Here is a 15,798-nt window from a genome sequence, read left to right on the forward strand (position 1 = left end):
ACTGACGAAGTCAGTTACCTATACCTACGGCAAGGCGATATTGACGTGATTTGAAAAGATTTTCGAAGAGTATGAATTACTAATCTTTCTCGAATCGCTATTGCCCCTTTTTTGTCCCCTGAAACCAAGTAGGAGCTAAGACTAGCTCCCTTACCTAAGTATCGGAATACGGCTGTTCAACTAAATTTTAGCAAGAACTTCTCCCCCTTCTCTCAGTTCACAAAAGCGTTTGATACATACCGTCCTATATTTCATAAACAAGACGTTTTCAGGCTATCATCCTATCAGACAATCTATTTTAAAGATAACTGTGACTCAGGATCACTTCTATCTGTCGTTTTCTCTTTATAGTGATAGACCTCACGGGATAAGTCATACATCTTTCCTCGTGTATACAAGATATGAGGACGTTAAAAGGTTACAGTGAAAATAGAAAATCTTAGTCCGAATTCAATTACTCTCGTGCTTTATGTATATAGGTTACGACTACCTTTTTGGAATTTAGAGTTTTGAGCCCCCTTATCTACTATATACGCCTTACTATCACGTTCCTGTTCGTAGAGCCACGATTTCGCTATCCCTTCCTCTGACGATTCTTATTTCCAGCGTCAGACTTAAAACGGTCTATCCCCAGACCGTTTTAATCCGCTACCTCACGATAGTCAGGCTTGGGAATCGCTATTTGACTCGCCGAGAACTTTGACATCAGATATACTATAATAAAGTGAAAAAAGAATTAAACAATTTAATTTTGAAATTCAAATCAATTTATAACAATATTTTAGAAGATATGCTGTGCTATTCCAGATTCAGTTTGCTATACATGCCCGTTGTACCACAAAATCCCGTGTCTGATGAGGCACGGGATTTTTTAGCTTCTTTACTGAGATGGATTGTCTTTTTTAGTTCGTGCCAATCTCAGAGCACGATTTGGATTGAGACGATTAAATAGTTCTTCCAATTTCTTTTCATTCCAAACATCTGCGGCGGAAACAAAATTGCCATCCGCATCTCGGAAAGATATCGGTTTATCTCCCATACTAGTCTCCTAGTCTACAAATTCAAATTCAAATTTACCAATGCGGACCAAATCCCCATCCTTAGCACCACGCGCACGAAGGGCTTCATCAACCCCCATACCACGAAGCTGGCGGGCAAATTTCATGACTGATTCGTCACGATCAAAGTTGGTCATATTGAAGAGTTTTATGAGTTTTTCACCAGAAAGTACCCATGTCGCATCGTCATCACGACTAATTTCAAAGGCTTTCTCTTCCTCGTCAAAGCCGTAGTAAGCTTCTTCTTCCATATCTGACTCGTCATAGAGCAAGAATTCTGGTGTCTTGTCTAACAATTCAGCTGTCGCATCCAAAAGCGTTGCCAAACCTTGCTTGGTCAATCCAGAAATTGGGAAAATAGCTGGTAACTCTTCAAATTCATCGTAGTTTTCAGCCAATTTTTTCTTAAATTCTTTAAGATTTTCTTGACTCTCAGGCATGTCCATTTTGTTGGCTACGATAATCTGTGGACGCTCCATGAGACGAAGATTATACGACTCCAGCTCTTTATTGATCGCTAGGTAGTCCTCATAAGGATCACGACCTTCGCTAGCTGACATATCAATGATGTGAAGGATAACACGTGTACGCTCAATGTGACGGAGGAACTGAGTTCCCAAACCAACACCTTGACTAGCGCCTTCAATCAAACCTGGTAAATCAGCTACTGCAAAGGATTCACCTGATTGGGTGCGAACCATACCTAGATTTGGCACAATGGTCGTAAAGTGGTAGGCGCCGATTTTTGGTTTAGCAGATGTGATAACACTTAAAAGAGTTGATTTCCCTACAGATGGGAAACCTACTAAACCGACATCTGCCAAGATTTTTAGTTCCAATTGTAACTCACGTTCCTGACCTGGTTCTCCATTTTCAGAGATTTCAGGTGCAGGATTTTTTGGTGTCGCAAAGCGGATGTTTCCACGTCCACCACGACCACCGTGGGCTACAATAAATTCTTGCCCATGTTCAATCAAATCTGTTAAAACTTTGCCAGTCTCTGCATCACGGACAGTCGTACCTTGCGGCACTCGAACTCTGAGGTCCTCTGCACCACGACCATGCATCCCTTTAGTCATTCCTTTTTCACCAGAATCAGCCTTGAAATGACGGTTATAACGGAAATCCATCAAGGTACGTAGTCCTTCGTCTACAACGAAGACGACATTGCCTCCACGACCACCGTCACCACCCCAAGGACCGCCATTAGGGACATATTTTTCACGGCGAAAGGCAACCATGCCATCACCACCATTACCAGCCTTGACCTTAATCTTGGCTGTATCTAAAAACATACTCATTTTTTCTTCTCACTTTAAAAAAGGGCTGGGAAATCCCAGTCACTAAATTTTCTTGAATCTATTTTATAGATTACTGAGGGCACCAATTGCAGTTGCAAAAATTCCCAATAAACTTGCTACTAGCATGATAATCACGATAAACAAGGTTATTTTCTCAAACATAGTTTTTTTACGATTTCCATTATCTCCAAATGCCATTTTTATCTCCTTCGTTACATTCTATTTTCTATTATCTTAGCATGAATTGAGCTAGTTTTCAATAGTCACTTGCTACAGGTGCAATAATCCATAAAATGATATAGGCTATAATTCCTGCTCCGTAACCAAAAGCAAGAACACCCCATATTACACGAACAATAGTAGGATCCATATCAAAATAATGGGCTACCCCAGCACAAACACCTGCAATCTTTTTATCACGACCACTTCTCATCAATTGTTTTTTCATAGCTATTCCTCTTTCTATTCTTCATGGTCTTTCCAATAATCTCTGATGCTGATTAACTGTGTTTTTGAAGCCTTCAGCATGCGTCTAGAGCCTTTTACGGGTACAGCAACCACCTGTTGTGGAAGATACAAAACTGTCTTAAAGATACGCTGACTGACCGTATCATCTTTGGCTAAATCTTTCTGGAAATTATTTGAAATAATAGCATCAAGATAAAATTCATGCACCCGTTTTCCAAAATTCTCAGCTGAAATCTCATACAATTTTTCTGATAAGGTATGCTCATTCATATCTGGCGTTGCAATCAGGGCTTCTAAAATGGCTCCAGCCAAATCATACTCGCCGTAATACAAGGTACCAAACATTTTATCACTAATAAGATTGTCCAGATACGGATTTCCGTGAGCAATAACAGGCGTTCCACTAGCTAAGCTTTCCAAGTAGGTCAAACCCTGCGTTTCACTTGTCGATGCCGAGATGAAGAAATCTGCCGCCTTATAATAAAGAGCCGTCTCACTAGGAGCAATCATCCCTGTAAAGACAACAGAGTCTTGAATCTCTAGTTTCTGAGCTTGCTCTTTGAGATCATCCAGATAAGGACCATCCCCAGCTACCACCAGTTTAACCTTGTCTTCTTCTTTCAGAACTTCTGCAAAGGCTGCTAAAACTGCTTGAATATTTTTTTCATAGGAAATTCTCGAAAGACTCAGCAACATCTGGTCATCATCTTGAATCCCTAGTTTACTACGTAGTTCTTTCAAATTTTCCTGCTTGATTTCCGGACGCTCAAACTTGGCTAATTCAATCCCAGTTGGAATGACACGTTTTTCAACCTTAACCTTATAGTCAGATAGCAAATCATGGACAATCTCACTCGGGCAAATCACCCCATCCACATCATGCAAAAAACCTCTAACCAGATACTTGACCATGCTCGGACGAATCAACATCCCCTTGGCAATATAATGCACATAGTCTTCGTACTGGGTGTGATAGGTATGGATGACTGGAATCTTCAATTCACGCGCAATCCAAATCCCCAACAAACCAAGAGAAAATTCTGTCTGAGTATGGATAATATCCAGTTGATATTGTTTAGCAATTTCAAGTGCCTTGCTGAAGCCTCGATAGGCAAAGCGACGATCTTTAAAAGCAAAGAAAGGAACACTTGGAATGCGGATGATTTGCCAATCTTCATAACGATTGACATCCTTATCTGTCGTCGTAAAGATAAAAACAGCATGCCCCTGCTTTTCAAGTTCTGTTTTCAAGGTTCGAATACTGGTCGCAACACCAGAAACCTGAGGAAAATAGGTATCTGTAAATAAACCAATTCGCATAGATTACCTCACTTTTTACTTTCTCCCTAAAGCGGCTTGTTTCTCATAAAAGTCCAACCAGATTTGTAACAGATGCTCTTCTGAATATTCTCTGGAAATATTCTTAGCCTTTTCTTTGAGGTCTTTTAAGGCAACAGGATTTGCTTGATATTCCAAAATAGCCTCTTTCATCTCTTCTCTACCCGCTGTCGTCCGATAATTTCCCTCCAAAATCACCTTATAGAGATCTAAATCACGCAACATAATAGGAGCCTCACAACTCGCAGCTTCTAAAATAGTCATAGGAAAGAGCTCATTGTAACTAGGCAACAAGAAAAGATCCGCTAGAGCATACAATTCGCGCATCCGCTCTGGCGATACAATGCCTGGAAACATCAAATTTTCAGGTGGATTTTCCATGATTTTCTTGTAGCGTTCATAACCATCTGTCATGCCACCAAAAGAGAAACCACCGGCCCAGATAAAGGTAATCTGAGGCAATTCCTCAGCCAGACGGATAAAATCATCAATCCCTTTGCGTTTCTGAACTTGACCAGCACCTACTACGATAAACTGATTGTCACTAAGACCTAGCTCTGTTCGCAGTCTGACTACCTCTTCTTGTGGAAGTGGATGCCATTTTTCCTTGTTGACAAAGTTAGGAATATAAGTCACTTTTTCACGTGGAATACCAGCTGCCACCAAATCCTCGATAAACATCGGATTGACCACCACCAAGTGCTCCATCCGGTTGTAAAAAGAAAATACATAGCGTTTCACAATTCCCTTTAAGAAAAATGGAATTTTCAAACTTCCCTCAAGTGTATCAGGCAAGAAATGCACATAGCCAATCTTTCTCCCTGAGCGTTTCTTTTGGAATGTTGATAAATAATAGGGGAAATCAATGGTATGAAAGTGAGTCACATCTGCCTCGATTGGAAGATTTTCTGTAACAATCAATTGGTCCTTGGCATCACGATGAAGAAGACGAACTAATTCACGGTAAGCACCTGAAACTCCTTGTCCTGCTACTTTCTCACTTGAACTCAACATATTGATGCGTAATTTCTTTTTTTCCATAGCTACTATTATATCATTTTCTTTGAATAAAATCAGCAAAAGAAAGGAGAGACTAGAGGAAAAGAGGGGGAAATTTCCTCGCTTTTCCAATAATCTCTCACATGCTATTATATGTTTACTTAATGCCTAGGGCAATGCGTGCATAGCGACTCATTTTTTCAACGGTCCAGGCTGGATACCAAACCAATTTTACCTCAGTATCCGTTACTTCTGGAACCTCGGTCATGGCATCATAAATCTGGTCCGTCAAAAGGTCTGCTAGGGGACAACCCATAGTTGTCAACGTCATATCAATCTCTGTTTGCCCTGTGTCGCCGTCAAAACGAATCTCATAAATCAAACCAAGATTGACAATATCGATTCCCAACTCAGGGTCAATAACTTCTTCCAAGGCTGTTAAAATCCGTGTTTTGATGTTTTCAATTTGCTCTTCTGTATAAGCCATATTTATCCTCACTCTTAGTCTTCAATAAAATCACGAAGCGGTTTGCTGCGACTTGGTTGGCGTAGTTTTCTCAGAGCTTTAGCTTCAATCTGACGGATACGCTCGCGAGTCACGTTAAAGACTTTACCCACATCTTCAAGGGTGCGCATTTTTCCATCGTCTAGTCCGAAACGCAGACGTAGAACATTTTCTTCACGGTCTGTAAGAGTATCCAAGACCTCATCCAACTGCTCACGTAAGACGATACGAGTTGTATAATCCACTGGATTTTCAATCACTTCATCTTCGATAAAGTCCCCAAGGTGACTATCATCCTCTTCACCGATTGGAGTTTCAAGGGATACCGGTTCTTGAGCAATCTTCAAGATTTCACGAACCTTATCAGGAGTCATATCCATACGTTCAGCGATTTGCTCAGGTGTTGGATCTTGACCTAATTCTTGAAGGAGGTTACGCTGTTCACGAACCAATTTATTGATGGTTTCAACCATGTGAACTGGGATACGGATGGTACGAGCTTGATCCGCAATAGCACGAGTGATAGCCTGACGAATCCACCAAGTTGCGTAAGTTGAGAACTTGAATCCTTTAGAATAATCAAACTTGTCAACCGCCTTCATCAAACCCATATTTCCTTCTTGAATCAAGTCAAGGAACTGCATACCACGACCGACATAGCGTTTGGCAATAGAAACAACCAAACGAAGGTTGGCTTCCGCAAGGCGTTGTTTAGCTTCGATGTCACCCGCTTCAACAGCCAGTGCTAACTCTTTTTCCTCTTCATTGGTCAAGAGAGGAACGACCCCGATTTCTTTCAAATACATACGGACAGGGTCATTAACCTTAGCAGAAGTTGACCCAATCAAGTCCTCATCGCTGAGTTCTGGTTCTTCTTCATTGCTAAGAACACGCGCACTTGGATTTCCTTCATTATCTGTGATAGAAATTCCTGCATCTTGAATCCGTTGCAAGAGATCTTCAATCCCATCAGCGTCCAAGGTAAAAGGAACGACAAGACTAGCATTGATTTCATCATCTGTTGCTGTCCCTTTTTGCTTATGATTACGGATAAATTCTGCTACTTGTACGTCAAATGTTGTTACTTCTTTTTGTTTTGTTGCCATTATTACTCCATTCTTCTCTTTTGTGAAATTAAACGTTCCAATTCTTCTAAGGCTGTGTCGGTATCTCCTACATGGCTAGCTTCCTGCACCTTCTTTTTGATTCTCATATTATCCTGATTCAAGAGAGCCTTGTTTCGAGTCATCTCTACTTCACTAAGTTCCTGCGGCGATATCTCAGCAGGCAAATCCTGAGCTAAAACTTGGTACCAAGCTCTTTCAACTTCCTCTGTCTGCTCTGCTAAAACTTCTGGAGGAAGATTTCCATACTGGCCAAGCAAGTCATATAAGACCTGAAATTCAGGTGTGTTAAATGAAAAGTCTTCTCGCAAACGGTAATCGTTTAAAACAAGAGGGGAGTCCATCATTCGATAAAGTAGATGAGCTTCTGCCCTCATAATAGCCGATAACTGCTTGGTGACAGGCATAGTGATTTGCGTCGGTCTGGAAACCCCTTCCATGCGATTCTGCCTTTGTGCCTGACGGCTTTCATTAACAATCTGCTCAATCTGGGCATAATCAAAGGATGCCAGACTGTCAGCTAAAATATGAATATAGCTGTTTTGAGCAGTGATAGACTTTTCTTGAACAATCAAGGGAGCTATTTTTTCAATAAACTCAATCTGGGCCTGCAGATTTTCACTGTTTTCAGGCTTGTACTGGTGAATGTAAAACTCAATCGGACTAATACGAGTTTTTGTTAATAGATAGGCCAAGTCTTCTGGTCCATTTTTTTGTAGATACTCATCTGGATCCAAGTTATCAGGCATGCTGACGATTTGCACAGGTATATCACCAATTTCGTCCAGCGCTTTCAATGTCGCAGCTTGCCCAGCCTTATCACCATCGTATACCAGAACTAACTTCTTGGTTAACCTTTTCAGATGCTCAACATGCTCACGACTCAAGGCTGTTCCCATAGATGCGACAGCATTTTCTATTCCAGCCCGATAGGCTGCAATGACATCCATGAATCCTTCCATCAGATAAATCTCACTGGCTTTTCCAGAAGATTTTTTTGCCCTATCCATATGATATAATTCGTAACTTTTGTTAAAAATTGCAGTCGATCGGCTATTTTTATACTTAGAAGTTTGTGAATCCGTTTTCTGCCAGATACGACCTGAGAAGGCAATAACCTTTCCTTGGTCATTTGTCAGGGGAAACATAATCCGATTGTGAAAGGTATCTACAAATTGATTTGCATCTGAGAGGTAAAACAGTCCTGAATCTAGGAAATCCTCATCACGATACTGACCAGACAAACGTTGATAGAGATAGTTTCGTTCTGGAGGTGCTAAACCAATCCGAAAATGCTTGAGCACTTCATCTGTCAAACCACGCTGATAAAGATAGTTTCTGGCCTCCTCCCCTATAGTCGTTGTCATGAGAATAGCATGATAAAATTTAGCCGCATCTTCATGCATATCATAAAGAGCTTGGTGAGGCGAGGCTGGTTTCTGTTCACTATAAAGCGGTTTTTCCACCTCAATCCCAACACGCTGACCTAAAATCTGCACAGCCTCCATAAAGGAAACCCCTTGGTACTCCTCGATGAACTTAAAGACATCACCTGAGCGACCACAACCAAAACAGTGGTAAAACTGCTTGTCCTCTACAACGTTGAAAGAAGGTGTTTTTTCACCATGAAAAGGACAGAGCCCTAGATAGTTCCGTCCTGCCTTTTGTAAAGAAATCACATCTCCTATGACTTCCACAATGTTGGCATTGTTTTTGATTTCTTCAATGACTTGTTTGTCAACCATACACAATACCTCCATGTTATCATAGTTTACTTTATATAGTATACTTTATTTCAGAAAAAAAGTAAACCATTTCACTCGTTTTCCCTACTTTATTCAAAGAGTTGATAATAATCAGAGATTTTCATTTTTGCTTTTTCTTCTTGGTTCAAATCTTGGATAATTCGTCCTTCTTTCATGACAATTAATCGATTGCCATACTTAAGAGCATCTTCCATATGATGAGTAATCATAAGCGCTGTCAGCTGGTCATTCTTAACAAATTCATCTGTCAATTCCATCAAAGCAACACTAGTCTTTGGATCAAGGGCTGCAGTATGCTCGTCTAACAAGAGTAATTCAGGACGCTTCAAGGTTGCCATCAAGAGACTCAAAGCCTGTCTTTGCCCACCTGATAAGAACTCAATCGGTGTATTCAAGTGTTTCTCAAGACCATTTCCTACTTTTTCAATGGTCGCCTGAAATTCATCCTTATAAATAGTCAAGCGTCGTGGTAACAATCCACGCTTTTCACCACGAAACTTGGCAATCAAGAGATTCTCTGCCACTGTCATACGAGGAGCTGTCCCCATCTTTGGATCTTGGAAGACTCGAGACAGATACTTAGCCCGCTTTTCTGGTGAAAACTTGCTAACATCCTCACCTAAAATACGGATGGTTCCACTGGTTAAGGACAAGGTTCCTGCAATAGTGTTAAAGAGAGTTGATTTCCCAGCACCATTTCCACCTAAAATCGTGATGAAATCCTGTTCAAAAATTTCTAAGGAAACATCATTTAAAATAATCTTCTCTTCATCAAAGCCATTTTTAACGATTTTGGTTGCATTTTTTAATTCTACAATTGCTGTCATTTGCTTAACTTGGCTCCTTTCAAGATGGTTTGCTTAAATGTTGGAATCATGAGGCAGACTGCTAAAATCACGGCGCTGTACAAACGAAGGTAACTTGTATTAAAGCCAAGCGCAATAACCGCCCACACTAAGAATTGATAAGCGATAGAACCTACAACGATGGTAACCAGACGTTCTGCCAAACTCAAACTCTTGAAAATAACTTCCCCAATAATCAAACTTGCAAGCCCCACAACGATAACCCCGATCCCTCGAGATACATCAGCATACCCTTCTTGCTGGGCAATGAGAGCTCCTGCAAGGGCAATCACACCATTTGATAAGACCAAGCCCATGAGCTCCATGCGTCCAGTATGAATCCCGAAACTTCTAGCCATATCAGGATTGTCACCTGTAGCAATATAGGCTTGTCCGAGTTTGGTATCCAAGAAAAAGAGCATGAGAGCAATAACAAAACTGACAAAGATAAGACCTGTCAAGAGTTGGTTCAAATCTGAATCAAAAGGCAAAACATCCTGGATTTGCTTGGTTCCAAGTAAGCCTAAATTGGCACGTCCCATAATCAAGAGCATGATAGAGTGACAGGAAGTCATCACCAAAATCCCTGAGAGCAAAGTTGGGATCTTCCCTTTTGTATAAAGAAGTCCTGCTGCCATACCAGCCAAACAACCTGCTCCTACAGCAAGCAGTGTCGCTAAAAAAGGGTTCACGCCTTTGGTTATCAGAGTGACAGCAACAGCTCCCCCAAGAGGGAAGGAACCTTCTGTTGTCATATCTGGAAAGTTTAAAATCCTAAATGTCATAAAGATTCCCAGACCTAGAATAGCCCAGACAAATCCTTGAGAAATAATGGAAACAATCATATTTTATTTAATCCTTTCTATATTCATCTTTTTAAAAAATGGGAAGAGTCTCCTCCTCCCTACCTTATTTATTCGATGACTTGTCCTGCTTCTTTGAGAACAGACTCAGGAATCGTAATACCTAGTTCTTGAGCTATTTTTTTATTGATCACTGACTTACCAGTTGAAAAGACATTGACTGGGGTATCAGCTGGTTTTGCACCTTTCAGAACTTGCGCAATCATTTTTCCAGTTGCCACACCAAGGTCATGTTGGTCAACTACAACGGATGCCAAACCACCTACTTCTACCATAGCTGCCGCACTTGGATAAATTGGTTTCTTAGAACTTTGATTGCTAGAGACAACCGTTGGAAATCCTGATGCAATGGTGTTATCAATTGGAACCCAAATAGCATCTACCTTGCTAGTCATAACAGTGACAGTTGAGGCAATTTCATTTGTTGAAGGAACTGCAAATGTTTCCACTGTCAGACCTGCTTTTTCAGCATAAGCCTTAAATTCTTCGACCTGTGTTTTTGAATTGTCTTCGCTACTTGAGTAAAGAGCTCCGATTGTTTTCACATTCGGTGTCAGGGTCTTGATGAGTTCAACTTGTTGTTGAGCTGGATTGTGGTCAGATACCCCTGTAACGTTGCCACCTGGTCTTTTCAAATCTTTAACCAAGTTAGCACCAATTGGGTCTGTAATAGCAGCCATGATAACCGGTAGGTCTTTTGTGGCACTAGCCAAACCTTGAGCAGCTGGTGTTGCGATACCAACCACAAGATCATTCCCATTTGCAACCAATTGTTTACTCATTGTCGCAACCTTACTTTGGTCACCTTCTGAGTTCATAAAATCGATTTTAACTTGGTCATCTTTATAACCTTCTTCTGCAAGCCCATCTTGGATTCCTTTATAAATCAAATCAAGAGATGGATGGCTCACAAACTGAAGCACACCAATCTTGGTTATTTTCTTCTCATCCTTATTATTCTGAGCTTCTGATTTATTCATTGAAGAGTAAATCAAGCTTCCTGCTACTAAGACTGCTAATGCAGCGATAATTCCAATTAAACGTTTATTTTTCATTCTATTTCTCCTTTTTAATTCCTTTAAAAACTTCACTTATCTAATACTATTCGAAAATCTCTTCAAACCACGTCAGCTTCACCTTGCCGTAGCTATGGTTACTGACTTCGTCNNTGCGGCTAGCTTCCTAGTTTGTGCTTTGATTTTCATTGAGTATAAACAAGTGACGCCATCGTTTTCTTTCCATACTAACCTCCATCAAAAAAATCCTCACACAAAAAACTTGTGTGAGGACGTCGATGCGCGGTACCACCTCAATTATAGGGAATTTCCCTATCGCTCTGTCTCGCAATAACGAGATGCACTGTAAGGTGTGCTCACCGAATTTTTATGATTTCAAATTCTAAATAACATTCAGCCCAATTTTCATCATCGCCACTTATCTGTTTTCAGCTACCACAGACTCTCTTGAAAGTTTGTACGATTACTTTTCTGAATGGTTAAATTATATCATTTTTAAACTACTTGTCAATAGTCTATTAGAATTTTTTTCATCTTCACTTTTGAAAATGATTAGCCTGAATTACGCAATCCTGTTGCAATTCCGTTGATGGTGATATGAATCAATCGTTCTTGATCACTGGACAATTCTCCACGACGTTGGCGTTTAATCAACTCTAACTGAATATAGTTGAGAATATTAAAGTAAGGCATACGGTAATCCAGACTAGCTTTTAGATATGGATTGTCAGCTAAGAGTTCGTCATGTCCTTCAATAGCCAAGATAACGTTCTTAGTAACTTGCCATTCATTTAAAATAGTCTCATAGATGACCTTAACTTGCTCATCTTCACAAAGTTTAGCATATTCAAAAGCAATATTCATATTTGATTTTGACAAAACCATATCAACATTTGAAAGAAGCGATTGGAAGAAAGGCCAATTTTGGTACATATCTCGTAAGATAGCAATATTCTCTGGATTTTTATCGATAAATTCCTTGAAACTTGAACCAACTCCGTACCATCCAGGGAACATAACACGACTCTGTGACCATGAGAATACCCAAGGGATGGCACGCAAACCACCGATTTCAGTAATCGTCTTACGAGCGGCTGGACGAGAACCAATATTAAAGCTTGAAATAGCCTTGATTGGACTTGACTCGAAGAAATAGTCATAGAAATGCTCATTACCAAAGACCAAATCACGGTAGATATCGTAACTACGGTCCACTACTTGATCCATAATGGCTTCATAACGATTTGAGGTATTGGTATCGCTCTTCTTCTGCGTAATCATACGGTTAATAGCTGCCGATACTAGCATTTCAAGGTTATAGTAGGCAGCATCTTTGTTACCGTATTTATTGCCAATTACTTCTCCTTGCTCCGTCAAGCGGATACGATCCTTGATAGACTTGAGCGGTTGAGAGGTGATAGCCTCATAGGTTGGCCCACCACCACGACCGACAGTCCCACCACGACCATGGAAGAAGGTAACCTTAACGCCAAATTCATCTCCAATAGCAGTCAATTGTTGTTGAGCCTTGTAAAGGGTCCAACATGATGATAAGTAACCGCCATCTTTATTACTATCAGAGTAACCAAGCATGATTTCTTGGTAGTTATTGCGTGAAGCAATCCATTTTTTGGCAAGGCTAAGAGAAAGATATTTTCTCATTGTTTCCTCTGAATGATCCAAGTCTTCAATTGTTTCAAAAAGGGGAACAATCTGAACACGCGCCCTTTCCGTATCCACCAATCCTACTTCTTTTAATAGAATAGCTAATTCTAGCATATCAGAAAGGCTGGTAGCATGTGAAATGATGGTCTGACGGATGACATCATCGCCCAACTTATCTTTCAAAACACGAGCCGTCTTAAAAATAGCTAGTTCTTTTGCTAATAATTCTGATTTTTCTGCGTGAGTCGCAGAAAGAATTCGGGGATCTTCTTCTAATTCTTTCAAGAGAAGGTCACACTTTTCTTCTTCACTCAACTCACTATAGCGAGAATGAATTCCTGCTGATTTCAAGAGTTCTGCCACACAGGCTTCATAGACGCTAGAGTCTTGTCGCATATCAATTGATGCTAGGTAAAAACCAAATATCTCTACTGCCTGCAATAATTCCACAAAATCACCTGAAATCAAGGACTCGCCCTTATTTTCTAGTAGAGAATCTCGAATGGCAATCAAATCCTTGTAGAAATCATTGGCGGTTTCATAGCGAGTCCCAACTTCCTTATCCTCAATCAGATAGGTTTTTGTTGCTTGGATTTTTGATTGAATATCAAACAAGGCACGACGGTAAAGCTCTTTTTCGCGGTAAATCGAGTTATCCTTGGATTGACGAGCCATTTCTCTGACTTGCTTGCTGACGTTGACAATGCTAGTTGAAAGAGAAAATTCACGATAAAGTTGGTAAATCTTTTCATCATAATAGTTCATGATGACTTCACACTGAGTAAGTGCAGACTGTTTCAAGGTCTCTGCTGTAACAAAGGGATTACCATCACGGTCTCCACCAATCCACATTCCCATGGTGATCGGTTTAGCCTGTTTTAAATTCAATCCATGCGCTTGCGCTAAGCGCTTATACTCCGTCGTCAAATGAGGTACAGCTTTCAAAAAGGAGCTGTTGTAATATTCCATAGCATTCGTGATTTCGTTAGTCACTTTTAATTTTTTCTCACGAATCATGTCTGTCTGCATGATAATTTCGATATAACGACGCAAATCATTGTGCCATTTTTCTTTATTGATCAACCCCAACTTAACATCACGGTATTTACGCAAAAGACTATGAATATGATTTGTTAAATCCAACATACTTTTGCGTTGCACTTGTGTTGGATGGGCTGTCAAAACAGGGACAACATTCAAGTGTTCAAGAATTTCAGCGGCATTTTCTTTTTCAGCAACCATTTTGATCGTTGTTGATAATTTACCTAAATAGTCCTGATCAATATTATTTTGATGATTGATTTCATAAGCTAAATCCACATCCTCTGAAATATTAATCAAAAGAGGTAAGATTGAAAAATAGCGTGAAATATAGACCATTTCATCATTTGATAAGCTAGTCACTAGACGGTTTAGACCTTGATAATCTTCCTGCGTTGATAATTCTTTCAACTGCATGATTTTTTCAAAGGTCTCTGGGGCAAGCATATTTTTAGTAATATCTTCCAGCAATTCTGTTAGAATCAATACTTCTTCTTGCACAACACTTTTATTACTATAATTTTCTAATTTTTGAAGAGACATAGACTATCCTTTCTTTATTCTACTTCACAGAAGGTTCATTGGTTGATTTTCCAATTCCCGGTACAACTTAGCGCGTTTTTCACTGGCATCAATATTTAAGACAAAGGCCACTGCCACTGATAAGACTAGAAGACTATTCCCCCCCTGGGATAAGAAGGGGAAGGTTACTCCTGTAGATGGAATCAAGCCCGAAATCCCTCCGATATTGACAAATACCTGAACCAACATCATCCCTCCGACACCGAGTGCAACCATGGCATTGAAAGGATTCTCCGCTCGGATACCGACCAAGATAATCCGCAAAATCATGAAAAACAAGAGAGCTAAAATAAGACTGGCACCAACAAAGCCAAATTCTTCAATCACGATAGAAAAGACAAAGTCTGTATGAGCTTCTGGTAAATAACCTCGTTTTTCAATCGAATTCCCAAGACCTAGACCAAACCAACCGCCATTGACCATGGCAAAATAAGAATTAGATAACTGGTGACCCGCATCCGCACGATCGGCAAAAGGATTAAAAAAGGCACTAAAGCGCTTGGCTACATAGCCAAATACTGGAATTTTTGAAAAGGTCTCAACACCGATTAGGCTGATAGTGGTCAAGAAAAAGACAGAAGCGGCAGATACGAGGGCCAGAATGGTTGAAAACCAGCGATAAGCGATTCCACTAACTGTATACATAATCAAGGAAACCAAGACTAAAATAGTCGCATTTCCTAAATCAGGGAAAATTCCCAAACTTCCAATCAGAACTAGGAGAACGAATCGCCAATCATTAAAAGCACGGGGAAGCCATTGATTTTGAGTCAAAACTTGAAAATCATAAATAGCTATTTCTTCTTGCTGTTTGGAGAATCGGTGAGCCAAATACCAAATAATAATGATTTTTAAGTACTCAGCTGGCTGAATAGTTACTCCTGCAACCGAAATCCAACCGTATGCCCCGTTTACGGAAATACCAATAAAACGAGCTAAGAACAATAAAAGCATTTCTATCAATATAACTAAAATGATTAGTCGCTCATTTCTCAAAAAATCTAGTCTCAATTTATAAATTAAGGCAATCAGTATCAAACTAACAATCCAAAAGATTCCTTGGTTTCGAACCAATTGCAAGGCGCTCTTGCCTTCTTCAATTAAAATAGCGCTGGTGGTCGAATAGACCACAATCAAGCCCAAAATAGATAAAAGCAAGTAAGGAATCAAGATGGAATAATTTAATAAGTGCCTCTTACTAATCTTCATAGTATCACCACTCTACTA

14 protein-coding genes and 1 other annotated feature are annotated in these 15,798 nt (G+C 40.1%); all 14 genes read right to left on the bottom strand.

What is annotated here, in order from left to right; all coding sequences use genetic code 11:
• Positions 1-880: 880 nt before the first annotated feature.
• Positions 881-1,039: a hypothetical protein gene (locus tag HT703_RS05885; RefSeq protein WP_007284777.1), complete on the bottom strand. Its 159-nt coding sequence runs from the start codon at positions 1,037-1,039 to the stop codon at positions 881-883.
• Positions 1,040-1,048: 9 nt separating this feature from the next.
• Positions 1,049-2,359 carry a GTPase ObgE gene (gene obgE, locus HT703_RS05890; protein ID WP_050207537.1) on the bottom strand — a complete coding sequence of 437 codons (1,311 nt, stop codon included), beginning with the start codon at positions 2,357-2,359 and terminating at the stop codon, positions 1,049-1,051.
• Positions 2,360-2,422: 63 nt separating this feature from the next.
• Positions 2,423-2,557, bottom strand: a complete 135-nt coding sequence (locus tag HT703_RS05895) for a DUF4044 domain-containing protein (protein ID WP_000863859.1) — start codon at positions 2,555-2,557, stop codon at positions 2,423-2,425.
• 58 nt (positions 2,558-2,615) lie between these two features.
• Complete coding sequence (locus HT703_RS05900; RefSeq protein WP_172929981.1) at positions 2,616-2,792, bottom strand: PspC domain-containing protein; 177 nt, start codon at positions 2,790-2,792, stop codon at positions 2,616-2,618.
• Positions 2,793-2,821: 29 nt separating this feature from the next.
• A complete protein-coding gene (locus tag HT703_RS05905; protein ID WP_172929976.1) occupies positions 2,822-4,147 on the bottom strand; it encodes a glycosyltransferase family 4 protein in 1,326 nt (441 codons plus the stop codon).
• 15 nt (positions 4,148-4,162) lie between these two features.
• A complete protein-coding gene (cpoA, locus tag HT703_RS05910; protein ID WP_240150159.1) occupies positions 4,163-5,206 on the bottom strand; it encodes an alpha-galactosylglucosyldiacylglycerol synthase in 1,044 nt (347 codons plus the stop codon).
• A gap of 115 nt (positions 5,207-5,321) precedes the next feature.
• Positions 5,322-5,651: a metal-sulfur cluster assembly factor gene (locus HT703_RS05915; protein ID WP_000331929.1), complete on the bottom strand. Its 330-nt coding sequence runs from the start codon at positions 5,649-5,651 to the stop codon at positions 5,322-5,324.
• Positions 5,652-5,665: 14 nt separating this feature from the next.
• Entirely contained in the window at positions 5,666-6,775 is a 1,110-nt protein-coding gene (gene rpoD, locus HT703_RS05920; RefSeq protein WP_000201906.1) for an RNA polymerase sigma factor RpoD, read from the bottom strand.
• A gap of 2 nt (positions 6,776-6,777) precedes the next feature.
• Positions 6,778-8,538 carry a DNA primase gene (dnaG, locus tag HT703_RS05925; protein ID WP_100103993.1) on the bottom strand — a complete coding sequence of 587 codons (1,761 nt, stop codon included), beginning with the start codon at positions 8,536-8,538 and terminating at the stop codon, positions 6,778-6,780.
• An 89-nt stretch (positions 8,539-8,627) separates the two neighbouring features.
• Positions 8,628-9,386: an ABC transporter ATP-binding protein gene (locus tag HT703_RS05930; protein WP_000125403.1), complete on the bottom strand. Its 759-nt coding sequence runs from the start codon at positions 9,384-9,386 to the stop codon at positions 8,628-8,630.
• Positions 9,383-10,249 carry an ABC transporter permease gene (locus HT703_RS05935; RefSeq protein WP_000637229.1) on the bottom strand — a complete coding sequence of 289 codons (867 nt, stop codon included), beginning with the start codon at positions 10,247-10,249 and terminating at the stop codon, positions 9,383-9,385. The genes HT703_RS05930 and HT703_RS05935 overlap by 4 nt, the downstream gene beginning before the upstream one ends.
• Positions 10,250-10,317: 68 nt before the next feature.
• Positions 10,318-11,322 carry a tryptophan ABC transporter substrate-binding protein gene (gene trpX, locus HT703_RS05940; protein ID WP_101514597.1) on the bottom strand — a complete coding sequence of 335 codons (1,005 nt, stop codon included), beginning with the start codon at positions 11,320-11,322 and terminating at the stop codon, positions 10,318-10,320.
• A 226-nt stretch (positions 11,323-11,548) separates the two neighbouring features.
• Positions 11,549-11,766, bottom strand: a binding site (T-box leader).
• 69 nt (positions 11,767-11,835) lie between these two features.
• A complete protein-coding gene (ppc, locus tag HT703_RS05945; RefSeq protein WP_000058211.1) occupies positions 11,836-14,532 on the bottom strand; it encodes a phosphoenolpyruvate carboxylase in 2,697 nt (898 codons plus the stop codon).
• 24 nt (positions 14,533-14,556) lie between these two features.
• Positions 14,557-15,780: an FtsW/RodA/SpoVE family cell cycle protein gene (locus tag HT703_RS05950; RefSeq protein WP_000703356.1), complete on the bottom strand. Its 1,224-nt coding sequence runs from the start codon at positions 15,778-15,780 to the stop codon at positions 14,557-14,559.
• Positions 15,781-15,798 lie beyond the last annotated feature (18 nt).

Source organism: Streptococcus sp. 3874 (assembly GCF_013276425.1).
Taxonomy (GTDB): domain Bacteria; phylum Bacillota; class Bacilli; order Lactobacillales; family Streptococcaceae; genus Streptococcus; species Streptococcus pseudopneumoniae.